We start from the raw sequence: 25,771 nt of genomic DNA, 5'->3' as shown, positions 1-25,771 counted from the left end.
CTGCATAAATCTTTGATCAATTTAACGAATTAAATTTCACTATAACGTCGTTAAAAATTTTTTATTTAGAACAACTAGATACAAAAATTTTTGCCTAGTTCTAGCGTAATTTTCTTAACGTTAAATAGACCCCATATATAAGCAGATTGGTATTAAAGAGATTTAAAATGAATAAAATTATTATTGGGTTTGCTTTTGCTATTTCATCATTTGGCGCATTTGCACAAAGCGCTGATGGTTGGCCAGAAGGCGGTGCAATGCACACGGGCAATACTTATAATTTAGAGGGCAATAGATACAAAACTAAAATCAGTAAAATGATGGATGAAATCTACCCACAACTAAATGACGATTACCAAGTAGATGCAGTTAAAGCACAAATAAAAGCATGGGAGCAGTATATAGATGCTACATGTAACGTTGTTGGCATAGCAACGGGTGCCGGTGGCTCTTGGCCCTCAACGTATAGTGTTAAATGCGAAAGAAGCCTAAGTTATGATAGATACTTTGCGACTAAAAATGCGCTAAAGTGTGTTAATAGATTAAGCAAAGAAGAGTTTGTAGGACATAGCGAAAAGTTAAATTGTTTAATTCAAACATTAAATATAAAAATATTTTAAGACCTACATAGCGCTACAGCTAAATTATACAGTTAGCTGTAGCATTTTAGGCTTTATAGCAACTCAATACTTACTGTTGCGCCTTTTTCGATATTGCCGCTTTGTGCTGGCACTACAATTAAGCAGTTAGCTTTACTAAGCGACGAAAGTACACCCGAGCCCTGTTTATTAAACGGGGCAACCACTAAGTCACCTTGCTCGTTAATTGTTGCAGTACCGCGTTGAAAGTCAGCTCTGCCAGGGCGCTTTTTAATAACGGATGTAGTAACCGCGTTAAATCGCATTTTAGGGTTTACTTCACCAAGCCCCGACAGCTTTTGCAGTGCAGGCTCTACTAACTGATTAAACGTAACAGCAGCCGACACAGGGTTACCTGGCAAGCCAAAAAAGTAACTGTTAGCTAGTTTACCAAAGGCAAAAGGTTTGCCTGGTTTCATGGCTATTTTCCAAAAGTGTATTTCGCCAATTTCGTTGAGCACTTCTTTAGTAAAGTCGGCTTCACCAACCGATACACCGCCTGAGCTTATTACGGCATCGGCAAGTTCGTTCGCTTTCAAAAATGCATTAGTGATGAGTTCTTTGTCATCAGGGATAATTCCTAAATCAAGCACGTCTATATTTTTTTGTTGCAGCGCACTAATAATAACAGCGCGGTTGCTTTCAAAAATAGCGCCTTGCTTAAGCGGCTGACCAGGTTCTATTAGCTCATCGCCTGTAGAAAGTACGGCTATTTTTAAGTTTCTTACTACGTCTATATTGGCAATTCCCAAAGATGCAAGTAACCCCACATCAACGGCTTTTAATTTATCGCCTGCTTTTAAAATAACATCGTCAATTGCAATATCTTCACCAGCAAAACGCACGTTTTCATTTAGCTCAGGTTGCGCAGTAAACGTAATTTTATCGCCATCAACCGAGGCGTTTTCTTGCATTACAACGCCGTTAGCGCCTGGTGCAATGGCGGCGCCGGTCATTATTCTTACGCATTGCCCTGGGGTAAGCGTTTCTTCAAAAACTTGCCCCGCAAACACGCTACCTACTTGTGTATAGGTTAAGCTTTTATCTGAAATACATAGCGCATAGCCATCCATTGCAGAGTTGTTATGAGCTGGTACGTTTATAGTTGATTTAACATCGCTTGCTAAAACGCGATCAACGCTTTGCATTATAGTGATGGTTTCAACGTCTTTAACAGGCGTTATCGAGCCAAGTATATTTTGTATTGCAGTTTCAATTGGCAATAAACCGGGTGCATTGCAAACATCGTTCATATATATTGCTTACTTAAATCATTTTATTTTGAAACAATACTTATAATGTCAAAGCTTTACAATACATGGTTGGGTTATTTTTTGCTTATAGCATGCATGCTTTCGTGCGGCGTAAACGCAAAAGAAACGCTGCACGTAGCCGTGGCGAGTAATTTTAAAACTGTATTGCAAACCTTGCTTAAAAAATCCCCATTACCTAATGTTGACGTGAAAATATCAGCCGCTTCTAGCGGTGTTTTATATTCGCAAATAGTTCATGGTGCGCCATTTGATGTGTTTTTATCGGCTGACGATTTCCGACCGCAATCGCTTATTAAAGAAGGTTATGCCGAGCAAAGCAGCTTAATCACTTACGCGTTAGGCGAACTTGCCTTGTGGCAACCCAAAGCTGAAAAAGTAAATGATAAAGTAGCCATTGCTAATCCGCGTTTTTCACCATACGGGCGTGCCTCAGAGCACTACGCGAATAACCATTTTAAAAAGCCAGTAAATTATGTGTACGGTAATAACATTACGCATGCGTTTCAGTTTGTTGAAAGCGGTAATGTAGGAGTAGGGCTGGTGGCTGTTTCATCACTAAAGGCGGCTTACAGTAACACGCAAGATCAAAAATATTTAGATTACACCGTGCTGCCTACCAATCAATATCCCGATATAATTCAACAAGGCGTTATTATTAGCTCGACTAAAAAGCGTGCTAGCGCTAAGCAACTCATGCAATTTTTAATGACGCAGGCTACGCAGCAGCAGTTAATTGAATTAGGTTACAGAATAAAGGACAACAATGCTTCAAAGTGATTTAACCGCGCTGTGGTTAACTATTAAACTTGCCTTTATAACCGCAGTACTCCTTCTTGTTTTTTGTATTCCACTGGCTTACAAGCTCGCTGGCTATAACGGTAAATTCAAACCATTTTTAGAGGCATTAATTGCAATGCCTTTAGTGCTGCCGCCTACGTTATTAGGGTTTTACTTACTTGTTTTATTTTCGCCTGATCACGCTTTTGGGCAGTTTTGGTTTTGGCTAACGGGTACGCAGCTGGCGTTTAGTTTTCAGGGCGTGGTTATTGGCTCGCTTTTTTACTCACTGCCTTTTGTAATGCAGCCACTTGTGGCTGGGTTTAAGCATATTAATCAAACCTATAACGAAGCTGCCATTGCGCTTGGGTTAAGCCCGTTTAAACGCTTTGTACATTTAATTATTCCGCTTTTAAAACCCAGTATTGGTAGCGCATTTGCTTTAGGCTTTGCGCATACATTGGGTGAGTTTGGTTTGGTATTAATGATTGGCGGTAATATTCAGGGGCAAACACAGGTGGTGTCTATTGCACTTTATGACCATGTTGAATCGTTAAATTATACGGCGGCGCATCAGCTTTCACTTATTTTACTGGCTATTTCGTTTGCCTGTTTAGTGCTGTTATTTAAGTTTAATAAAAGCATTGTAGGGGTTAAGCAATAACATGATTAAGTTAAGCCTTTTTAAAGCACTCAATAATTTTGATTTAGATATAAACCTTAAGCTTGAGTCGTTTAATGTACTCGGTGTTTACGGGCCTTCTGGCTCGGGTAAGTCAACATTACTGCGTTGTATTAGCGGTTTAGAGCCGGCAAAAAATGTTTATGTAAACAATCAGCCAGTGCATGAGTTGCCAAGCGATAAACGCGGTATTACGCTTCAGTTGCAATCGTGCCCGTTGTTTCCTCATTTAGATGTGGCAGGTAATTTAGCGTTTACACAAAAACACTGCGGGAATAAGCAAACCAGCTTAACGCTAGAATACGTTGTTAAAACACTTGAATTACAAGACTTACTAAACCGTGATGTACAAAGCTTATCGGGTGGCGAACGCCAACGTGTAGTATTTGCGCGTACGCTGTTAGCAGGTCAAAAATTTATAATGCTTGATGAGCCTTTTAGTGCGCTTGATTGGTCATTGCGTTTTAAAACGCTCACTAAACTTAGCGAGTTTGCAGTTAAGTTTAATATTAAATTTATAATAGTAAGTCACTCATTAAAAGAGCTGCTATTTTGCTGCGATACCCTTATTCAGCTTGATAAAGGTAAGGTGATAAACCAAGGTGCAAGTGCACACGTTGCAAAAGCTATTTATGCAAACGACAGGCAAACACCGCTGAGCTTAATTAATTACAATGTGGTTAAATTTGATGAAGACTATGGGCTATATCAACTACAATTACAGCAAAGTGAGCAGCCGCTTTTTGTGCTTCCGGCACTTGTAGATAGCAGTAATAAGCTAATTATAGAAAGTGAGCAAATGTCGTTTAGTGCGTTAAAACCTGAGCAAACAACGCACAGTAATGTTTTAAGGTCGGTATTAACTCAGGCTGAGCTTATTAATAATAAGTGGCAGTTAACGCTTAATGTAGACGGGCAAACTTTGTATTGCTTGGCTTCAAGGCGAGTGTGGGACAAAAACGACTTTAAAGTGGGCGATGTGCTTTATACAACAATCAGTAATCTAGAATAACTAAATGCTGCACACCGCACATTGACTGTTTTTAGCTATTTTAAAACGATTAAACTCCATGCTTAAACCATCCACCAGCAATAAATGTTTGTCTAAGCCGCTGGGCAAACCAGCAAGCATTTTTAGCGCTTCAGTAGCTTGAATACTGCCTATTAGCCCCACAATAGGGGAAAGCACGCCGGATTCAGAGCAGCTTTGTGTTTGTTCACTAAAAAATTGCGATAAACAACCATAACAATGGCTGTTTTCATTCATAGTAAAACACGCGACTTGTCCTTCCATACGTATTGCAGAGCCTGACACTAGCGGAACTTTAGCTTTAAAACAGGCGCTATTAAGTGCATTGCGCGTTGCTAGGTTATCTGAGCAATCAATCACTATATCAATGTTATTAAATAATTGTTCTGTAGAGGTACTTGCATCAAAAAATGCCTCAATGGTGTTTATGTCTATTTCACTATTAAGCGCGTTAAGCTGTTTTTTAGCAGCACTGCATTTTGAGCTACCAATATCACTTTCTTTATACAGTATTTGCCTTTGCAGGTTGGTCACGTCTATTTCATCGTTATCAACTAAGGTAAGCGTCCCAACGCCAGATGCCGCTAAGTATTGACCTACCGCACACCCAAGCCCACCCACACCAATAATTAAAGCATGCGATTGCCATAGTCGCTCTTGTCCGTCTATATCAAGCTGCGGGAGCATAATGTGCCGAGAATAGCGCAGTTGCTGCTGGTAAGTTAATGGTGGTTTTTGCATTTTTAAAATCTCAACCTTTTTTTGAACAATACCAAGTTGTTAAATCCAAGAGCAAGTAGTAACGCTTTTTATTTGCACTCTAACAACCCAGAGCCCTTCACTCATATAGTGCAACTATAACGTATAAAAACAACTGTTGCATGTAACCATATGAAATTTATGGTTTTTAATTAGTGGCTCAGTAATTGCTATATCGGGTTAACTTAAATTTAACAAACATTGGGCTGCTACTCATATAAAAGGGTGGGGCATTAATAAAACAATAATACGTTTACGAGGAAAATAAACATGCAACCGAGTTCTGGGTTTAACCTAATATCGTTTAGCGGAAAAATGAAAGTATTGCATCTGAGTTGGATGGTCTTTTTTGTGTCATTTTTTGTATGGTTTAACCATGCTCCTTTATTAGGTGCCATAGCGGGTTCACTTGGGATCACCATGGCACAAGTTAAAACATTACTAATTTTAAATGTAGCGTTAACTATTCCAGCGCGTGTTGTGGTGGGTATGCTAACCGATAAATTTGGTCCCCGTATTGTTTATGCGGCACTACTTATTAGCTGTAGTATTCCATGTTTTATGTTTGCTATGGCAACCACATTTGAGCAAGCCGCAATAGCGCGTTTTGCTTTAGGCTTTATTGGTGCTGGCTTTGTTGTGGGCATTCGTATGGTGAGTGAATGGTTTCCTGCTAATGAGTTGGGTATAGCGGAAGGTATTTATGGCGGTTGGGGTAACTTTGGTTCAGCAGCAGCGGCTATGTTATTGCCAATTATTGCACTAATGTTTGGTGGCGAAGACGGTTGGCGTTATGCAGTAGGTTTAACCGGTGTATTAAGCGTTATATTTGGTGTTATTTGGTATTTAAATGTAACCGATACGCCAAAAGGCGGTACATACTTTAAACCTAAAAAAGTAGGCGCAATGGAAGTTACCAGTAAAGGCGACTTTGTATTACTGCTTATTATGAAAATCCCTATGTACGGCGCATTAGCATTACTTACTTGGAAGCTTTCGCCAACCGGAGCTAACCTAATTTCTGCTAATTTTGTACTTGCTGTGTATGCTTTTTTAGTCCTACTTTATATTTACGAAGTGTATAAAACCTTTGACGTAAATGGTCATATTTTTAAAGAGCCTGTACCTGAGTCGCATCGTTATGAGTTTAAGCAAGTGGCTGTTTTAAATATTTTATATTTTACAACTTTTGGTTCTGAGCTTGCGGTTGTATCTATGTTGCCGCTGTTTTTTATGGATGTGTTTGCGCTTGATATGGTGTATGCCGGTATTTTAGCCTCTGCTTATGCATTTATGAACTTAGCATCTCGCCCTGGTGGCGGTTGGATTTCAGATAAATTAGGTCGTCGTATAACACTTATTGTACTTACGATGGGTCTTGCTGTTGGTTATTTTGTAATGGGCTTGGTTGATGCATCGTGGCCTTTATGGCTTGCTGTAGTAGCTGCTATGGCATGTTCGTTCTTTGTGCAAGCTGGTGAAGGCGCTGTATTTGCCGCAGTACCACTAATTAAGCGTCGTTTAACAGGGCAAATTGCAGGTATGACAGGCGCATACGGTAATGTTGGTGCAGTAGTTTACTTAACGGCATTATCACTTGTTGATTATCAAACCTTCTTTTTCATTATTGCGGGTAGTGCATTACTTGGCTTAGGCGCACTGTTTTTTATGAAAGAACCAGACGGACACATTACCGAAGTAAATGAAGACGGCACCGTTGAACTTATTTCAGTGACTTAAGGCATTATTGACTATGTTTGATGAAACACACCACGCTAAAGCGCTTGAAAATGAACTCAATGTTTCATTTGGCGGCCACAGCGCTAAAGGGTTAAAAGCAGAAAACCAAGATGCGTTTGCTGCTCTTAATACCAAAGCGCAAGAAAAAGAGTCTAAAGGCGTTATTGCCTGCTTAGCCGATGGGTGTTCATCAGCAAAAAATGCGAAACAAGCGTCTCAACTTTCGGTTACTCATTTTATAAATGAGTATTTAAATACCCCCGAAAGTTGGGCGGTTAAAAAGTCAGTGTCGAAGGTGTTAGCAAGTTTAAATCAGTGGCTTTATTCGCAATCAGTTAATTACAATCACCTTGGTCAGCGCCAAGCCGATTGGATGACCACTTTTACAGCGCTTATTTTAAAGTCAGCAACGGGTTATATATTTCACTTAGGTGATACGCGTATTACCCGCTTGCGAGGAAATAAAATAGAGGCGATAACACGGGATCACAAAGTAAACGATACGCTAACGCGTGCACTTGGCGCACAACTTCATCAAGAAATAGATGTTTACGAAGTTGACCTCAAAGCAGACGATATTTATATATTAACCTGCGATGGCGTACACGATGTGCTCCCAAACAGCGATATAGCTAAACTAATTAATGAACACGTTAATTTAGATCACACTAATTTAGAAAATGCAGCTAAAGCAATTACCGAACTTGCATTAGCGCGAGGTAGTGACGACAACGTAAGTTGTTTGCTTGTAAAAGTAGAAAATATTGCCGAGCAAAAGTTAGATGAGCTTTATCATTCGCTAACACGACGAAAAATTCCACCTGCGCTTAATGTTGGACAAAAAATTGATGACTACACGGTTATCCGTAAATTGCATGCCAGTAGTCGCTCGCATATTTATTTAGTGCAACAAGCGCCCGATATACCGCCAGTGGTTTTAAAAGCACCTTCGGTTAATTTTGAAGACGATGTGCACTACCTTCAAGGCTTTATAAGAGAAGGCTGGGTAGGTCAACGCATAAACCATTTAAACGTGATGAAAGTACTGAGTACGCAATCGCAAAGTCGTTTTTTGTATCATATTTGTGAGTACATGGACGGGCAAACACTTAGTGATTGGAAGCACGACGTGCCGCACCCAGAAATAACCCAAGTACGTAGTATTATTGAACAAATAGTACATGCATTAAGGGCGTTTCAACGACTCGATATGGTACATCGCGATTTAAAACTCGATAACGTAATGATAGATGCACACGGAAAAGTAACGCTCATTGATTACGGCACAGTAAGTGTTGCGGCTATGGATGAGTCGGTTAAACAAATTGCGGATGATTGCCCGCAAGGCACTGCCGACTACACCGCACCCGAAACACTTATTACTATGCACGCCGATTTTAAAAGTGATTTGTTTTCACTTGGCGTTATTGCATACGAGTTATTGTGCTCAAAATTGCCTTACAAACCACTGCCACTTAACCACGTAGCGCCAAAAGATTACAGCCATTGGCACTACACAAGTATTCGTAAATACAGAGCCGATATTCCGTTTTGGTTAGATCAAGCCCTTATGAAGGCGCTTGCCCCTAAACCAGAGCTCAGATACCAAGCTTTTTCTGAGTTTATAAACGATATCAACAAACCTAATCCTTATTTAGAAAGTACCGCTAATAAAAGCTCAATAATGAAACGCGATCCAGTTATGGTGTGGAAATGTATTTCGCTGTGTTTATTTATTGCTTTGGTATGTGTATTAATAATTAAAACGTAGAGAACCAAAATGCTTAACTATAAGAACAACTTACCTATTATTTTTATACTGGGTTGCTTCACTGCGCCTTCAATAAGCTTTGCCGCGCAAACTGATCTTGATTTTAGACTGCGTTTTGAAAGCGTTGATCAAAACAATGCTTTAAAAGATGCAAGCGGCTTAACACTTAGAACCCGCTTAACGCATCAAACAGACGAGGTGAATGGTTTTTCAGCCCTTATTGAAGTAGAAGATACTCGCAGCCTATTAGGCGTAGACGATTACAACAATACGGTGGGAAAAAACACTAATTACTCTGTTATTGCAGACCCAGAAAACACTGAGATTGACCAAGGTTTTGTTAAATATGCCCGCGATGGTCTATCGCTAAAAGTAGGGCGCCAAGTAATAGCCCTTGATGGGCAGCGTTTTGTTGGGCACGTAGGTTGGCGCCAAGACAGGCAAACCTTTGATGCAGCAACCATTAATTACGCATTTAATAACATAGATTTACAATACAGTTATTTAAATAAGCGTAACCGCATATTTGCTGACGATAAAGACATTAAATCGTCCGATCATCTTATTAATGCAAGCTTTAAAACAGACTACGGTAAAGTGGTTTTATACAGTTACTTATTAAGTGACGATGTACTACAAGACGACAGTTTAGACACTTATGGCGTTTCTTTTAACGGTAATAAAGCTCTAAACGACATAAAATTTTATTACAAAGCGGAGTATGCAACGCAGTCTGCCTCAACAAGCGTGAGTGATTTTGATGCCGATTACTATGCACTTGAAGGTGCTGTGGGTTTAAATGGTTTGGGCAATAAGACAGTAACATTAAAAGTTGGCATAGAGTCACTTGGCTCTGACAATGGCGATTACGGGTTTGCAACACCACTTGCCACGTTACATAAATTTAATGGTTGGACAGATACGTTTTTAAATACACCCACACAAGGCTTGGACGACACTTACATTAGCTTAAATGGTAAAGCGTTTGACGGAAAATGGCTGGTGGCTTATCACCGTTTTGATGCTAATGAGCAATCAAATGGGATTGACGATTTAGGCAATGAGCTAAACGTACAATACGTTAAACCTATTAATAAACAGTACGCAGTGGGTGTTAAATACGCTGATTACTCAGCGGGCGATACCGCTGCTAATAAAGTCGATACTCAAAAATTATGGGTATGGATGAGCGCTAAATTTTAACCCTCACTATCTTCTAAAATCCTCTTGTAATTTATAGCGACACAAGATGGTGCAGTTGCACCATCTTGTGGGGCTTTACGCTTTTCACCTCTGCACCAATGTAGGCAACTTGCTGATTTTAAATGCTTATATATTTGGCTTACATATTGCTATAACAAACCTATAACAAATCATTCGATTTCAATTTTAGTCAATTACTAAAGTAGATATCATTTTAAGGTGAGTAAATGCTAAGCAAGCAGCGTGTTGTAGTAGTAGGAAACGGAATGGTGGGGCATCATTTTGTGCAGCAGCTGGTTTCTCAAAATCAGGCTGATGAGCAATTTGAGATTACGGTACTTAGCGGTGAAGACCGTTTAGCGTATGACCGCGTGCAACTATCCTCTTTTTTTAAAGGCAAAACCGCAGACGACCTCGCACTTACATGCAATAAAACCTATGACGATTGGCAAGTATGCTTTCATACTCATTCTAAAGTGGTTGATATAAATCGTGATGCACAAACTGTAACGACCGCTAAAGGGGAGTTGTTTGAATACGACAAGCTTGTGCTTGCTACAGGTTCATTTCCATTTGTACCTCCTATACCGGGTAAAGATCGTGAACATTGCCTTGTCTATCGCACCATTAACGATTTACACGCAATAAAAAACTCAGCCCACGGTAGTAAAGTAGGCGTGGTAATTGGTGGCGGTTTATTGGGGCTTGAGGCTGCAAACGCATTAAAGCAACTGGGTTTACAGACTCACGTAATAGAATTTGCACCGCAACTTATGGGCGTACAAGTTGATGCGGGTGGCGGTCGGCTACTAAAAAACAAAATTACAGATTTAGGCGTTACTGTGCATACATCGGTCGCAACTGAGGAAATAGTAGAAGGTGAAAGTTGCCGTTACAAAATGTGTTTTAAAGGCGGCAAAACCCTTGAAACCGACATGATTGTATTTTCGGCGGGTATTCGCCCTTATGATAATTTAGCCCGCGAGTTTAATTTAGAGTTAGGTGAGCGCGGCGGTATTGTAATTAATAACCACTGTCAAACGAGCGACAAAAACATATACGCAATTGGTGAATGTGCACTATGGAATAATTTTATTTTTGGCTTAGTGGCACCCGGTTACGCCATGGCTAAAATTGCAGTTGGGCATATTTTACAACAGACCCAGCAAGGTACTTTGCAAAGTACTGGCTTAGACAATAAAGCCGATGAATTTAGCGGTGCCGATATGAGCACTAAGCTTAAATTAATGGGTGTTGAAGTGGGCTCTATTGGCGATGCGCATGCACGCAGCGAAGGCGCAATAAGCTATTATTTTGAGGATCAATCCAATGGTATTTATAAAAAAGTAGTCACTAATTCACAAAGTAATAAGCTGATTGGCGCGGTACTTGTTGGCGATACCAGCGATTACGATAATTTACTGCAATATCATTTAAACGACATTGAACTTATCACTGCGCCCGAAGCGCTCATTATGCCCCTTGCTGGCGACATAGCAGAGCTAAGCGCCGACGACTTGCCTGATTACGCCATTATTTGCGCTTGTCATAAAGTAACTAAACACACCATTGAACAAACAGTCGCTAAAGGCTTTATAGACCTAGCAAGTGTGCAGCAAAGCACCAAAGCCAGTACAGGCTGTGGAGGTTGTGAAAAGCTCGTTCAAAACGTAATAAACAGCGCACTCGCTAAAGCAAGTAACACTATTAACGTAGTTACTCTTAATGAGCCTGTTAAACAGCCCGCATAAATTAAAGCACACTAAAAGAGAGCAGTATGGCAACCGCAAATACGTCACCAACTATAAATAAAACGAGTTTAAAACAAACAACATGTGCTTACTGTGGTGTAGGGTGTGGTGTTGATATTTCACTTTTTAATAATGTGCCAACCAAGCTTGAAGGCATGCGAGAGCATCCCGCAAACTTTGGTCGTTTATGTGTAAAAGGCACGCATTTACTCGACACAACAGGCAGTGATAATCGCTTAACGTCACCCCTTATTAATAACCAATCCGTTACGTGGGATGAAGCCACCGACCACGTTGCCAATAAATTTAACGACATAATACAAAAGCACGGACCCGATGCGGTGGCTTTTTATGTGTCAGGGCAGTTACTTACTGAAGATTACTACATCGCTAATAAATTAATGAAAGGCTACATAGGCTCAGGCAATATTGATACAAATTCGCGCCTGTGTATGTCATCTGCTGTGGCAGGTTATAAACGGGCTTTTGGTGAAGACGTAGTGCCGTGTACTTACGAGGATTTAGAGCAAACTGAGCTGCTTATTTTAATTGGCTCTAATGCAGCGTGGACTCATCCGGTTTTGTATCAGCGAATGGAGCGTGCAAAGCAGCTTAACCCAAATATGAAAGTAGTGGTTATTGATCCGCGTAAAACCGACACCGCTGAGCTTGCCGACACATTTTTAAATATAAAACCAGGCAGTGACGCTGCGCTTTATAACGGCTTACTTAATTATTTAAATGAGCATAACTACCTCGACACGCAATTTATTGCTCAGCACACAAACGGTTTTGAAAGCGCACTGCAGGAGGCACAAAAGTGGAGCTGTGAGGCAGTTAGCGACTTTTGCGATATAGCAATTGAGCAAGTCACTGAGTTTTACGCGCTATTTGCTAACAGCCCAAGTGCGATTAGCTTTTATTCAATGGGTATAAATCAATCAAGTTCGGGTGTAGATAAATGCAACGCCATTATTAATGCACATTTAGCCTCAGGTAAATTACTTAAGCCAGGCAGTGGTCCGTTTTCGATTACTGGGCAACCCAATGCGATGGGCGGGCGCGAAGTAGGTGGTTTGGCTAATCAGTTAGTGGCACATTTAGATATTGAAAACGCAGAGCATCAATCACTTGTGCAACGTTTTTGGCTCTCGCCAACTATTGCTAAAAAAGCAGGCAGCAATGCTATCGATATGTTTGATGAAATAGCCGCAGGCAAAATAAAGGCAGTGTGGATAATGGCAACAAACCCAATGGTAAGTTTGCCTAATAACGCCGCTATTAAAAAGGCATTAGAGACCTGCGAGCTGGTGGTTGTATCTGACTGTATTGCAAAAAGTGATACGTTAAAATTTGCCGATGTTGCTTTTCCATCAACCGGATGGGGCGAAAAAAACGGCACAGTAACTAACTCAGAGCGAAGAATATCAAGGCAGCGCCCGTTGGTAGCGCCTTATTCGGGAGCTAAAAACGATTGGCAAATTATGTGCGAAGTCGCTAAAAAAATGGGCTTTGAAGGGTTTGATTTTACAGACCCAAGTGGCATTTTTGAAGAATGGGCACAATTAACCGACTTTGAAAATAACGGCAGCCGATTATTAAATCTCTCTGGTTTAGTTGGGCTCACACAAAATCAGTATGATAATTTAAAACCCATTATGTGGCCTGTTGTTAAAAACGAGCCTTATAAAAATGGTCAGGTTTTTACAAATAACCAATTTAGCACCGCTGATAAAAAAGCGCGTTTTATACCTATAACGCCGCAATTACCGGTGCAAAAAACATCAAATGATTATCCGTTTGTAATGAACTCAGGGCGTATACGCGACCAATGGCATACCATGAGCCGCACGGGTAAAAGCACTGCGCTTTCATCGCATATTACACGCCCGTATATTGAAATTAATCCGCTTGATGCCAGTAAATTAGCAATTAAACAAAACGATTTAATAAGTGCAATTGCCATAACTGGGCAGGTTACCGCGCATGCAAAAGTAACCGATGCCGTGCGCAAAGGTGAATGCTTTATGCCTATTCATTGGAATAAGCAATTTGCGTCATCAGCAACAGTAAGTGGGTTGTATCAATCGGTAGTTGACCCTCTATCTGGTCAGGCTGAGTGCAAACACGGTGCTGTTAATATAGTTAAAGCACCCTTTGTGCAATATATGCAGCTGTTTGCTAAAAACGAACTTGTTATAAACAGTGATTTTTGGCTCAAAGTTAATGCAAGTAATTGCTTTAATTACCAATTGGCGCTTAATGAGCCACAAAGTGATTTACTGTATTACTGCCAAACCTTAACTGGTTTACAAGGGCAGTGGTCGGCTATGAATACGGCAAAAGCCATGCATGTGCAGTGTATTCAAAACGATCAATTAGCGTTTGTTGGTGTTATTTCTAATGAACAAAAAGAAATATCACTTGAGTGGATAAACCATTTGTTTGCAGAGCCATTACTGACTTTTACACAGTTACAGTCTTTGCTTTATGCAACCCCCGATGAAGAATTTACCCAAGGTGTGCAAGTGTGTAGCTGCTTTAAAGTAAGAGAGCAGCCAATTATAAACGCCATTAAAAACGGTGCAAACACAGTCGAGCAATTGGGGTCTGAACTTAAATGTGGAACGAATTGCGGTTCGTGTAAAACACAATTAAGCCAATTAATAAAACAACATTACAAAGCAGGTTCTAGCAGCATTGATGTTGCGGTTGTAATGTAAAGAAAAAAGGAAGCATATGCTTAATGATCAATTTGGTCGGCAGTTTAACTATTTGCGTCTCTCAATAACCGATGTATGTAATTTTAGTTGTAGTTATTGTTTACCAAACGGGTATCAGTGCGATACGCCGCGTAATTTTTTAAATAAAAACGAAATTAGCACGCTTGTAAATGCGTTTGCAGAACTAGGTACTAAAAAAGTGCGTATTACAGGTGGCGAACCATGCTTACGAAACGACGTAACCGATATTATAAAGCTCTGTAAAAATACGCCAGGCATAGAAAAAGTAGCTATTACTACCAACGGGTTTAATTTATTAAATAAAATTGATGAATTTGCAGAAGCAGGGCTTGATGCGCTTAATGTCAGCATTGATAGTTTAAATCCGAGTATGTTTAAACTCATAACAGGGCACGATAAACTTACCCTTATTTTAAAAGGGATTGAGCGCGCGGTAGAGCTGGGCATAAAAGACATAAAAATAAATGCAGTGCTTGCCAAGCAGTTTAATAAAAACCAATTGAAGGATTTTTTAGCGTGGGTAAAACACCACAAAGTTACGGTTCGCTTTATAGAATTAATGGAAACAGGTGACGGCGCAACCTTTTTTGAAGAAAACCACTTAAGTGGGCAAACGGTTAAAGCCCAATTACTCGACCAAGGTTGGTTACAAGTCGTTAGGGGGAAACTAAACGGACCCGCTGAGGAATTTTGTCATCCTGATTACGATGGTCGTATTGGTTTAATAATGCCTTACAGCAAAGATTTTTGTAAAAGCTGTAATCGCTTAAGGGTATCGGCGCTGGGTAAATTACACCTATGTTTATTTTCCGAGCAAGGAATCGATTTACGCGAGCTACTAAACGAGGACGATACTGCAGCGACAGTAAAGGCTATTCGAGCTGCTATGGGCAATAAAGAAATAAGCCATGAGCTAGATAAACGCTTAACAGGCTCGACAACTCACTTAGCGATGTTAGGCGGCTAATATGGAAGTAAAAGCAAAGCGAGATTTTACAGGCGTTGTGCTTGCTGGTGGTAAGTCATCAAGAATGGGCACAGACAAAGCCGATTTAGTTTTAAAAAATAAAACGCTATTACACAATGCGTGTGATTTATTAAAAGACGCAGGTGCTAAAAACATACTAATAAGCCGCAATGTTATAAATCCGCTCAAGTCATCGAGCCATTATTCACCGAGCGATTATCCCTCAGAAAAGTACGTTAAAGATATATACCCAAATAGTGGACCCCTTGGCGGTATTTACTCAACATTAATAGCCACCGAGCACGATTTACTTATTACTGCGGTAGATATGCCTCTACTTACGAGTAGTTTGTTAAGCACAATAGTGCTGGCTTCTCAGTCAAATAACGTACAAAGTGTGAGCAATCAATTAAATCAGTCACAAATACATGCTTGGCACTTTGAAAATGAACCTCTACCGCTGTATATTCGTAATACAAGCAGTGTAAAAAATCATTTAAAACACATACTCACAAACGCAAGCAGTCATAAATCAATAAAACAGTTTACCCAAAGCATTGGTGTGCAAACGCTTTTATGTAATAAAGCGCATGCATTAATAAACACCAATACACCGGCGCAATTTAAAGCTGTAAATGAGCATTTTGACCAAAGCATTAACCAATTGAGAAAAACATTATGAGCCACACAAGCGAGTCACAAATACCTTTAAACATTGCCGTACTTACAGTAAGCGACACGCGCGATGCGATTACCGATACTTCTGGTCATTATTTAATTAAAGCGCTAACCGAGGCCGGTCATCACTTAGCGGATAAAGACATTGTAAAAGATGATGTTTACCAAATGCGCGCTATTGCATCGCAGTGGATAGCCGATGACACCATTCACGCTATTTTAGTGACTGGTGGTACAGGATTTACCGAACGTGATTCAACACCTGAGGCATTTGCGCCGCTGTTTGATAAAAGCGTAGACGGCTTTGGTGAGCTATTTAGACATATATCGTACGGTGAAATTGGTAACTCTACTATTCAATCTCGTGCACTTGCGGGACTTGCTAACAACACCGTTATTTTTTGTATGCCAGGCTCGACAGGCGCATGCAAAACAGCATGGACAGGCATTATAAAAGATCAACTTAACTCAATGCATAAACCGTGTAACTTTGTACCGCACATTACCATTGGTAAAAAGTGTGAATCGCGTGAGCAATAGTATGTTAAGCCACGTTGACGAAAACGGCCAAGCGAATATGGTTGATGTATCGCTCAAGGACGTAACCCTGCGCGACGCCTCAGCTGAAGCATTTATTAGCATGAGTAAGCTTGCCTTTGAGCAAGTAATGCTTAATCAAAACAAAAAGGGCGATGTGTTAGGCGTGGCACGTATTGCGGGTATTCAAGGCGCTAAAAAGTGCGCCGATTTAATCCCGCTTTGTCATCCGCTTGCACTTAGTAAAGTAGCAGTTGATTTTGAACTTGATGAAGCAAACAGCCAAATTAAAATAACCAGCTACTGCAAGCTTGCCGGTAAAACTGGCGTAGAAATGGAAGCGTTAACAGCGGTATCTGTTGCTAGCCTTACTTTGTTTGATATGTGTAAAGCAGCCGATCCACTAATGGAAATTAGCGGCATGCGGGTTACTCAAAAAGCAGGGGGCAAAAATGGCAGTTGGCAGCGAGATTAATCCAAACGATGCTATATCTAGTGCCCAAAATGTAGAGATATTTTTTTTTGGGCAACTAAAAGAGCGCTTGAAGTGCAGTAAATTAAGCCTTGAGATTACGCGGCCGCTTACTATTTCAGAACTTAAATTAAGATTAGTGAGCCAATATCCGCATTGGCAACCGTGGCTGGAAGAGCGTGAGCTACTTGCAGCGCTTAACCAAACTATGTCATCAAGCGACGAAATAGTGAAAGCAGGGGATGAGCTTGCCTTTTTTCCGCCGGTTACAGGTGGCTAATGAGCATACATATTCAAGTACAAACCGATGATTTTAATGTAGGTGACGAGCACAATACGCTTTGTAGTAATAATAAAAGCGATGGCGCTGTTGTCACCTTTACAGGTTTGGTAAGAGAGTTCAGCAGTGGTGACAACGTTATTGCACTTGAGCTTGAACACTACCCTGGTATGACCGAGCAACTTCTTCAATCTATTGCAGAGCAAGCACAAACGCGCTGGCAACTAGCGCGAATATGTATTATTCACCGCGTTGGTTACTTAGCCCTTGGCGAGCAAATTGTGTTTGTTGGCGTCACTTCCCGCCATCGCCAAGCCGCGTTCGAAGGCGCACAATTTATAATGGATTATTTAAAAAACCACGCCACGTTTTGGAAGAAAGAGCACTTTAAAGACTCATCAAATTGGGTTGAGTTTAAACAAAGTGACAAACAAGCGCTGGGTAAATGGGAAGAGTGATGCAGATATTTCATTACTTGTGCTCTACAGAGGTTATATAGCTCTCAGTTTGCGTGTGAAGTCTGCGTTTTTCGTGTTATAAATCAGCAATGTTAGATTGTTAGCTCGACCCAAGTCTGGAAGACATATGCGCACATCAAAAATGTTATATTTTACAATATTATTACTTGTTCTACTTTCAGCTTTTCTTGCTGTATGGGTATATGATTTAAAAGAAGGTAAAGATTTACTAAGCTTTACCATATCAACAGTAAGCTTTTGTATAGCCGTATTAGCTTTATTTATTACTGTTAGAACATATACATCAATTGATAGTGTAAATAATATTAGCAAAATGGAAGGTAACATTTTAGATAATGAAAATTACGTAACCTCACTTCCAGAGTTAATTAATCAGTTTAAATCCCAAGATGAAAATACACTAGAGAAAGAAATTTTTGACTCTATTGAGCATAAACTAAAAAAAGAGTCAGAAACCGCCGTTCTTTTTGCCGATACCCTTCAGTATATAATTGACCTAATTGTTTTATTTCCAGCTGTTTTTAATGCATCAGAAACTAACAAAGTGCTTTATAAAAAGCGTATGGATACAATTTTGTCAGAAGTTGATAGGCGCTGTGAAATATTGCACTCGGTGAGTAAAGGTAATTCAATTCAAATAACGGAAACAATAAAGCTATTTAAAGCTGTTGTGTCTTACCAAAGTTTTGTAGCTGATGATAATTTTAATATTCATGCAGACTTACTTCATGTGAGAGGTCCAATTCTTCGTAACCCAGTGACAAAAACCATTTACCATAATTACCTAGGTTTGTATTACAACAAAAAAGGCATGCATTTGTTACGAGAGTCGCTAAATATGAACTCTGTAGATATTTTGTCGATTGATGGTTTAGAGCTGGCTCAAAAAAATATTAATACTATAGAGCCATCAATACTTGAAGAAGTAAGTATGTATCTTAAATCTGCCGCTGAGCAGTTTGATAAAGCACTTAGAGTATCTAGCGAAGATGTTATGTGGCCTGGTTTTATTAATTACAATAAAGCACGTACGGTATATTTTTTAGCTTTACTATCAAATAGCGAACTTAATTGGTTAGATATTCTCGACGAAGCAATAGAGTCTCGCAGCAGGTTAAATCGACTAATTGACGAAATTTTAATGATAGACAGATCAAAACCAGCCAATATTGTTAGCACACATTTAAGAGAATTTTTTCTGTATCAAGAAGAGTTAGCACGTACAGTAAAATTGAATATTTTACTGTCGAATAAGCTAACCAGACAAAATAATGCACCTATTATATATAAAGGGATTAATATCTCTGATATATCAAACGAAAAACTAACTGACTTATTTGTTTCAATACAAAAGTTTTCTACAGTTAGTATTTACCAAGAAAAAATCATAAGTCGACTTAAGAATAACCTCGCTGTGACAAACTAACAAAGCTTCAGCGAGAAAGTAGGGGATATACTATTTTTACGGCTTTTGCTCATCATAAAAAAGCCACCTACCTATGCATGAAAAGTCATAGCAAGAATAAATGGCTCTTTATTAAAATGTTTTTTGGACTGAGCTTATTTTATTACACTTTTCCAATGCTCAAATCAGGCATTAAATTGAGCCTGTTATGGATAGCATGATGGATGAAAGATAACTTAGTTCGCACCGCTTGAGTAAGTACAAATGGGTAGGCATCGGCAAGTCCCATGCTGCGATTTAGTGAATTTAGAATGATCGAAAATTCCATCCAAGTATCTAAAATAGCATCAATCGATGTTTGTGAATTAAAGTAATAAGCACTTTGTGGCAATCGAAGCTCGTCTGCTTCATCTAATTCAAACTCATTACCCGTTGTTGAGCCTGTAATTGAAAAGTTTTTGGCTGTTTCTAAAGTATCGATAATATGCATGTAATGCGCCCATGTTTCTGCCCAGTCTTCATAAGGGTGCATAGTAGCGTATTCACTAATAAAGGTTTCATGCCAGTTAGCTGGCGCACCTTGCTTGTAATGAGTATCGAGCGCTTGCTGGTAATCTAATTCGTCATCACCAAAATATTGCTTACATAAAGTATGTTTTTTTGGTGAATTTGCGATTAGTTGATCAAAATAATAATGACCAAGTTCATGGCGAAAATGACCAAGTAAAGTCCGATAACGCTCACCCATTGCTATTTTAGCTTGAGAGCGTGCTACGTCGTCTGCTTCAGCTAGGTTTATAGTGATATGCCCGCAATCGTGTCCTGTAAATACAACGTCCTGACCTATAATAGGGCTTACAAAGTGATCGCTTACGTTACGGTCTGCTATAAAATCGAAGCTTAATCCGCTTTCAGGTTCTTGAATCGTTGTATTTAAAGGGAGTGATAATGATTTTAATGTATACAAAGCGCGACGTTTTGCTGTCTCCATTTTTTTCCATAATGGAATATGTTCAACAATACTTAAATCGGGCACCGTTTCATTAAAGCGGCACGAAAAACACAGCACTTCGTCTTTATCGGCAACAGGTATAAATGTGTCTAAATTAACCATACCATTGCATACGTGATACTGAGCGTTGTTATCACATTTTTTATAAAAAACGTCAGGCGCTTCTGCTTTGTAAAATAACCCCGATTGCTCATCAATTTCATAGGGTTCAACTTGGTCGAACTCATCATCAATACCCACGGTTCTACCGCAAGCCAAACAATGGCTGCTTTCAAAAAATAAAATAAGTTGATCTGTGCAATTACATTTAAATGTTTTCATATGTTACCGAATAAAAAAGAGACCGTATAAACCACTTTTACTTAGCGCTATGCTATTGGAGGATAGTGGTTAAATCCTTTTTAAAAGTTCAGACTTTTTAATATTAAATTCATCATCACTCAACGCATTAGAGTCGCGAAGTTGTGCTAACTTTTCAATTATTTGAAGCGTTTCGTCTACCGAGTATTGCCCCACAGTATTATTAGCCGGTGCTTCAACTTGGTTTGGTGTTAACGATGCAAAATTCGGCTGCGTTACTTGCTGCGTAAAGTCTTTTTGTGGTTCTGGAGGCGTTGGCGTTTGCCCTGAAATTAATGGCAGGGTATTTACATTAATTGTCCCCCACTGACTGTTAAATGTAAGAGAGGTATTATTGCCTTGCTGTTGGCTTACACCACCAATATTATGATCTAACGTGTCGTATACGCTCACTTGTCCATTTAATTCAACGGCTAAGCGATTAGGGAATATAGCGTAGCGAATATTATTTTGCGCACCACTGCTAAATGGGCTGCCTAGATTACCTGGCCACCATTGATTGCTGCCAGGCGTTCCTGCAGGAATAACCGGGAATATTTGGTTATTGCTCAATATATTAGCAAGTTCGTTGCACAAGTTATCAACGGTTGATTTTAAGCCGTTGTTAAACATGTCGCCAACCATTGTCATTCCGCCACGCATCCATTGACCAGAACCACCAAGTTCTGGGCAATTAAACTGTGCCATTGAGCAACCGCCGTTATTAACGCTAACTAACATGTGAATTACTGCATCGTGACTGAGGTTATAACGAGATGCTATACCATTAACTAAGTTTTCACCGACATCTGTTAGCTTTTGCATAAGAAAATATCCTATTAGGTAGATTGGGTTGATTTAAAAAATCTGAAAATATGCTAGGCCGTGTTGATTTTTGGGATTGAAATTTGTTCAATCTAGGGGCGATTTAATCGCGGCGCGAGGTTTGTAACCTAGTGGGCTAAGTAAAAACCGAGCAACAAAGAGTCAATCGTCCCTAGAAAGAACCCAGGGGCAGCGCATGTTTGGCATTTATGCTGCGTTATCGCCTATGTATGGGGAACAACCACACATCATAGACTCTGCCTTGCTTAAATACCAAACACACTGCTGCAAATTCAACCACCAAAGAACAACACGCCCTAGTGCTGCATTACCTTTAGCATTGATGATAATGAAAAATTAACAGGTTAGTGAGGTGTGCTGGTTTTTCAAATTGGACGTGTTCTGTTTTGTTTGAAATTAAAACACACCACTGCAAAACTAATCTTTAAAGTAAGCATCTATGTATTAAAAGTTGCTTGTTTTATCTCATCGAGATTGTTAGTTTTACTGTAACGTAAGCGGTTAAAAATCGATCTAGTATAGCACCGTTACTTACTTTAACAGCAGCTTTATTGTGAACTATTTCTTACTATTTAATGATTATTTTTAATGATTTTTAAACTCTAAATAAATACTTTTAATTATAACCGTTTAGCGTTATAAATAACGGAGTAAGTATTTTGAAAAATTAACTTTATTTGTTTTATTTCAATATTTTAAATTAATTAGCTTTAATTGTAAGTTATTTTAAAGCACTATTTTGGTGCATTTTCTGCACCATTAAAAATCTAAAATTGATGGTTTAAATTACACTAAGTTTACTATTTATTGAATTGGTGTGTTTTTCCTATTAATTAGGTCAAAACCTTTATGCATAACGTTGCTTTGTGCAAGAGCCGCGAGTGGATGAACAGTACTACTTAAGCAAGTCTTTTGGTATAAAAATTGCACAAGTGAATTAGTCCAAATAATATTTTCAGCGTTATATTGTGGCCATACATTATTAAAGGGGAATTAATAGATGACAATTACAGTTGGGATTTCGCACCATACTCAGTATAAATACGATCGGTCAGTTAATATGGGGCCGCATATATTCCGATTACGTCCAGCGCCACATAGCCGTACAAAAATTAAAAGTTATTCTTTAAAAATAGTTCCAGAAGATCATTATATAAATTGGCAACAAGACCCTTTTGGTAATTACCAAGCGAGGGTGGTGTTTAACAAGCCAACTACCGAATTTAGTTTTACAGTTGATTTGGTCGCCGAACTAACGGTTATTAATCCTTTTGATTTCTTTTTAGAAGATTACGCCGAAAACTTCCCGTTTGTTTACGATGCTATTTCAAAATCAGAACTCACTCCTTATTTAAAAAAACGTAAAGCCAGTCCAAAATTTAAAGAATTAATTGAATCTTTAAATCCTAAAGAGCCGCTTAGAAGCGTTGATTTTTTAGTGGCTGTTAATCAAGCTATTTATGAATTAGTAGGTTATGGCATTCGTTTAGAACCCGGTGTGCAAACGGCAAACGAAACAATAAGTAAAAAAACAGGTTCGTGTCGTGATTCTGCTTGGTTGTTAGTACAATTGTTTCGTCATTTAGGGTTGGCATCTCGATTTGTATCGGGTTACCTAGTACAGCTAACCTCAGATCAAAAATCACTAGATGGCCCAAGCGGTCCAGAAGAAGACTTTACCGATTTGCATGCATGGACCGAGGTGTATATTCCGGGTGCAGGTTGGATAGGGCTTGATCCTACCTCGGGTTTATTTGCTGGTGAAGGTCATATTCCATTGGCGTGTACGCCAGAGCCAAGCTCGGCAGCGCCGGTAACAGGCGGTATAGACGACTGTAAATCTGAGTTTAGCTTTTATAATAAAGTAACGCGTGTACACGAAGACCCACGTGTTACTAAGCCGTATTCTGAGGCGCAGTGGGCGGCAATTAACCGCTTAGGTCAGCACGTTGATAATGTTTACAATGAAGAAAACATCCATTTAACCATGGGCGGCGAACCTACGTTTATTTCTATTGACGATATGGAACATCCTCAGTGGAACACTGATGCCGATGGTAAAGAAAAAAGAATATTAGCTCAAAATTTATTTGTAGAAATGAATAAAGTATACACAAAAGGTGGCTTTACTCATTACGGACAAGGTAAATGGTATCCGGGTGAGCCATTACCACGTTGGCAATATGCGTGCTATTGGCGCAAAGATGGTGAGCCTTTATGGCAAGATGCTGCACTATTAGCCGATCCTAATAAAGATTATAAATTTGATCATACCGATACTAAAAAGTTTGCTGATAAACTGTGTGACTCACTTGGTCTTGAAACCAAGGCACTTACTACGGCTTATGAAGATATTTTATATCACATGTGGCAAGAAGCTTCATTACCTACCGAAATAAAGCCTGATCAACCAGAACTTCTTCATGCAATGAGCCGAAAAGGCTTTTTAGCTAAAATGGATAAAGGCATAGAAAAGCCTGTTGGCTATGTTCTACCTTTAAAATGGAACGATAGTAAAAACTGTTGGCAGTCGTGTACGTGGGAGTTTAAACGGGGTCATTGTTTTTTATTACCGGGTGAATCACCACTTGGTTATCGCCTACCTTTAGACAGCCTTGAGTGGAGCGGCAATATTATTGACCGCGACCCGTTTGATATTCCAGAAAATTTTACCAAAGCTAAAAAGCTTAAAAAGGGCTTTATTGGTAAAGAAATGGTTAAAACTGCGCTTGTAATGGAAGTGAGAGAGGGGCGTTTATATATATTTATGCCACCAACAAGTCATTTTGAACATTACATGGGTTTAATAAGTAGTATAGAGAGTGTAGCAAAAGAACTTAAAATGCCGCTTGTTATTGAAGGCTATAGCCCACCTAAAGATAGCCGCGTAGAAAAATACGCTGTAACGCCAGATCCAGGTGTTATTGAAGTAAACATTCATCCTTCAACATCGTGGGATCAATTAGTCAGTCGAACTACAACGTTATACGGTTTAGCAAAAGAATGCCGATTAGGTACTGATAAGTTTATGGCAGATGGTCGCCATACTGGTACTGGTGGTGGTAACCACGTAACGCTTGGTGGCGAAACACCTGAGCAAAGCCCATTTTTACGCAGACCTGATATTTTAAGAAGTTTTATTACCTATTGGCAGCATCATCCTGGTTTGTCGTATTTATTTTCGGGGCTTTTTATTGGTCCTACAAGCCAAGCGCCGCGAGTGGATGAAGCCCGTGATGAAGTTTTATACGAGTTAGAAATTGCCTTTTCGCATATGCCCGAAGGTGAGGTGCCTGAACCTTGGTTAGTTGATAGGTTACTTCGTAATTTATTGGTGGATTTAACGGGTAATACACACAGAGCAGAATTTTGTATAGATAAGCTCTATTCACCCGACTCAGCCACAGGTCGTTTAGGGATTGTAGAATTTAGAGGCTTTGAAATGCCTCCACATTCACAAATGAGCTTAGTGCAAATGCTACTGTTGCGTACTTTACTTGCTTGGTTTTGGAAAAAACCTTACCACAAGCCATTAATACGTTGGGGTACAGAGTTACACGACAAGTTTTTATTACCACAATATGTAGAAAACGATTTAGCTGAAGTAAGCCGCGATTTACAACAAGCAGGTTTTCAATTTCAGTTAAGTTGGTTAAATCCATTTTTTGAATTTAGGTTTCCGGTATGTGGAACGCGAGAACTTGATAACGTTACACTTGAGCTTAGAACCGCAATCGAGCCTTGGCATGTACTAGGCGAAGAGGCAAGTGCGTCGGGTACGGCGCGCTATGTAGATTCGTCATTAGAAAGAGTGCAAATAAAAGTACAAGGAACAATGAGCGATCGCTATGTTGTAACGTGTAATGGTCGAAGAGTGCCGCTTAAACCGGTTAAAGGTAAAGCAAAAGATGAAATGGTCGCGGGTATACGATACAGAGCTTGGCAACCACCTACAGCGCTTCACCCAACTATTGGCGTACATGCTCCATTAGTTTTTGATTTAATCGATACGTGGGAAGGTCGTTCAGTTGGAGGCTTTGTATATCATGTGAGCCATGCTGGGGGTCGTAATCCTGAAACGCTACCGGTTAATGCATTTGAAGCTGAAGGGCGCAGAGTTGCAAGATTTTGGGAGCATGGGCATACACCATCGTTACTTGCATCAGCAGAACCAAGCTGGAGCCCATCGGCGGTTACGCATAGTTTTCAATCGGCGCAAAGTGCAAGTGAATACGTGGTACCTGATGAAGAAAGTAGTAATCCTGATTATCCAAATACCTTGGATTTACGCAGGCAGCCTAACTTTAAATAATAATTGATAGTTGTGTCATTCCACTTTGAAATTATTTAAAGTGGAATGACTAAATATTTTTAAAGCATCATTATG

Annotated in this window: 21 protein-coding genes; 17 read left to right on the top strand and 4 right to left on the bottom strand. The window is 39.6% G+C overall.

Translation table 11 applies throughout. The features are described 5' to 3' along the window. Window positions 1-167: 167 nt before the first annotated feature. On the top strand, window positions 168-620 hold the full coding sequence (locus tag I6E72_RS05575) for a DUF1311 domain-containing protein (protein ID WP_165726361.1): 453 nt from the start codon (window positions 168-170) through the stop codon (window positions 618-620). A 53-nt stretch (window positions 621-673) separates the two neighbouring features. On the opposite strand, the gene moeA is transcribed toward I6E72_RS05575, so the two are convergent. Beyond that, a complete protein-coding gene (gene moeA, locus I6E72_RS05570) occupies window positions 674-1,891 on the bottom strand; it encodes a molybdopterin molybdotransferase MoeA (protein WP_197111393.1) in 1,218 nt (405 codons plus the stop codon). 45 nt (window positions 1,892-1,936) lie between these two features. Here moeA and modA point away from each other — a divergent pair, with 45 nt between their 5' ends. From modA to I6E72_RS05555, 3 genes are read left to right on the top strand one after another with little or no spacing between them, the layout of a single operon-like run. Next, window positions 1,937-2,689, top strand: a complete 753-nt coding sequence (modA, locus tag I6E72_RS05565; protein ID WP_197111392.1) for a molybdate ABC transporter substrate-binding protein — start codon at window positions 1,937-1,939, stop codon at window positions 2,687-2,689. Beyond that, complete coding sequence (gene modB / locus I6E72_RS05560) at window positions 2,676-3,353, top strand: molybdate ABC transporter permease subunit (RefSeq protein ID WP_002959821.1); 678 nt, start codon at window positions 2,676-2,678, stop codon at window positions 3,351-3,353. The genes modA and modB overlap by 14 nt, the downstream gene beginning before the upstream one ends. Window position 3,354: 1 nt before the next feature. After that, complete coding sequence (locus tag I6E72_RS05555) at window positions 3,355-4,383, top strand: ATP-binding cassette domain-containing protein (protein WP_197111391.1); 1,029 nt, start codon at window positions 3,355-3,357, stop codon at window positions 4,381-4,383. On the opposite strand, the gene moeB is transcribed toward I6E72_RS05555, so the two are convergent. Continuing rightward, window positions 4,384-5,142 carry a molybdopterin-synthase adenylyltransferase MoeB gene (gene moeB / locus I6E72_RS05550; RefSeq protein ID WP_197111390.1) on the bottom strand — a complete coding sequence of 253 codons (759 nt, stop codon included), beginning with the start codon at window positions 5,140-5,142 and terminating at the stop codon, window positions 4,384-4,386. Between the two features lie 288 nt (window positions 5,143-5,430). Between moeB and I6E72_RS05545 the strand changes: the two genes are divergently transcribed. The 12 genes from I6E72_RS05545 (at window position 5,431) to I6E72_RS05490 (ending at window position 19,208) form a co-directional block, all read left to right on the top strand. Then, window positions 5,431-6,900: a NarK family nitrate/nitrite MFS transporter gene (locus tag I6E72_RS05545; protein WP_007585259.1), complete on the top strand. Its 1,470-nt coding sequence runs from the start codon at window positions 5,431-5,433 to the stop codon at window positions 6,898-6,900. A gap of 13 nt (window positions 6,901-6,913) precedes the next feature. Next, the gene (locus I6E72_RS05540) at window positions 6,914-8,671 is read left to right on the top strand and encodes a bifunctional protein-serine/threonine kinase/phosphatase (protein WP_197111388.1); all 1,758 of its coding nucleotides are present in this window, start codon (window positions 6,914-6,916) and stop codon (window positions 8,669-8,671) included. A gap of 9 nt (window positions 8,672-8,680) precedes the next feature. Then, window positions 8,681-9,874, top strand: coding sequence for an alginate export family protein (locus tag I6E72_RS05535; protein ID WP_197111387.1), 1,194 nt, complete (start codon window positions 8,681-8,683; stop codon window positions 9,872-9,874). Window positions 9,875-10,101: 227 nt separating this feature from the next. Beyond that, complete coding sequence (locus I6E72_RS05530) at window positions 10,102-11,625, top strand: FAD-dependent oxidoreductase (RefSeq protein WP_197111386.1); 1,524 nt, start codon at window positions 10,102-10,104, stop codon at window positions 11,623-11,625. A gap of 26 nt (window positions 11,626-11,651) precedes the next feature. Then, window positions 11,652-14,348: a nitrate reductase gene (locus tag I6E72_RS05525; RefSeq protein WP_197111385.1), complete on the top strand. Its 2,697-nt coding sequence runs from the start codon at window positions 11,652-11,654 to the stop codon at window positions 14,346-14,348. Between the two features lie 16 nt (window positions 14,349-14,364). After that, window positions 14,365-15,336, top strand: a complete 972-nt coding sequence (gene moaA, locus I6E72_RS05520) for a GTP 3',8-cyclase MoaA (protein WP_197111384.1) — start codon at window positions 14,365-14,367, stop codon at window positions 15,334-15,336. A gap of 1 nt (window position 15,337) precedes the next feature. Beyond that, entirely contained in the window at window positions 15,338-16,018 is a 681-nt protein-coding gene (locus I6E72_RS05515; RefSeq protein ID WP_197111383.1) for a molybdenum cofactor guanylyltransferase, read from the top strand. Next, entirely contained in the window at window positions 16,015-16,554 is a 540-nt protein-coding gene (gene moaB / locus I6E72_RS05510; protein WP_197111382.1) for a molybdenum cofactor biosynthesis protein B, read from the top strand. Before I6E72_RS05515 ends, moaB begins: the two co-directional genes overlap by 4 nt. A gap of 1 nt (window position 16,555) precedes the next feature. Beyond that, complete coding sequence (moaC, locus tag I6E72_RS05505) at window positions 16,556-17,026, top strand: cyclic pyranopterin monophosphate synthase MoaC (RefSeq protein ID WP_007375236.1); 471 nt, start codon at window positions 16,556-16,558, stop codon at window positions 17,024-17,026. Further along, on the top strand, window positions 17,004-17,303 hold the full coding sequence (locus tag I6E72_RS05500) for a MoaD/ThiS family protein (RefSeq protein ID WP_197111381.1): 300 nt from the start codon (window positions 17,004-17,006) through the stop codon (window positions 17,301-17,303). Before moaC ends, I6E72_RS05500 begins: the two co-directional genes overlap by 23 nt. Continuing rightward, complete coding sequence (gene moaE, locus I6E72_RS05495; RefSeq protein ID WP_170070751.1) at window positions 17,303-17,761, top strand: molybdopterin synthase catalytic subunit MoaE; 459 nt, start codon at window positions 17,303-17,305, stop codon at window positions 17,759-17,761. The genes I6E72_RS05500 and moaE overlap by 1 nt, the downstream gene beginning before the upstream one ends. 127 nt (window positions 17,762-17,888) lie before the next feature. After that, on the top strand, window positions 17,889-19,208 hold the full coding sequence (locus I6E72_RS05490; RefSeq protein ID WP_165721834.1) for a hypothetical protein: 1,320 nt from the start codon (window positions 17,889-17,891) through the stop codon (window positions 19,206-19,208). A 142-nt stretch (window positions 19,209-19,350) separates the two neighbouring features. On the opposite strand, the gene I6E72_RS05485 is transcribed toward I6E72_RS05490, so the two are convergent. Beyond that, window positions 19,351-20,520 (bottom strand): zinc-binding metallopeptidase family protein, encoded by a 1,170-nt coding sequence (locus I6E72_RS05485; protein WP_197111380.1) that lies wholly within the window; start codon window positions 20,518-20,520, stop codon window positions 19,351-19,353. A gap of 69 nt (window positions 20,521-20,589) precedes the next feature. Beyond that, window positions 20,590-21,363, bottom strand: a complete 774-nt coding sequence (locus I6E72_RS05480) for an SHOCT domain-containing protein (protein WP_007585227.1) — start codon at window positions 21,361-21,363, stop codon at window positions 20,590-20,592. A gap of 1,021 nt (window positions 21,364-22,384) precedes the next feature. Here I6E72_RS05480 and I6E72_RS05475 point away from each other — a divergent pair. Then, entirely contained in the window at window positions 22,385-25,696 is a 3,312-nt protein-coding gene (locus tag I6E72_RS05475; protein WP_024611322.1) for a transglutaminase family protein, read from the top strand. Window positions 25,697-25,771 lie beyond the last annotated feature (75 nt).

The sequence above is a fragment of the Pseudoalteromonas sp. NSLLW24 genome (genome assembly GCF_015864725.1).
In the GTDB taxonomy this organism is placed as follows: Bacteria; Pseudomonadota; Gammaproteobacteria; order Enterobacterales; family Alteromonadaceae; genus Pseudoalteromonas; species Pseudoalteromonas arctica.
This window is presented reverse-complemented; position numbering and strand designations above follow the sequence as displayed.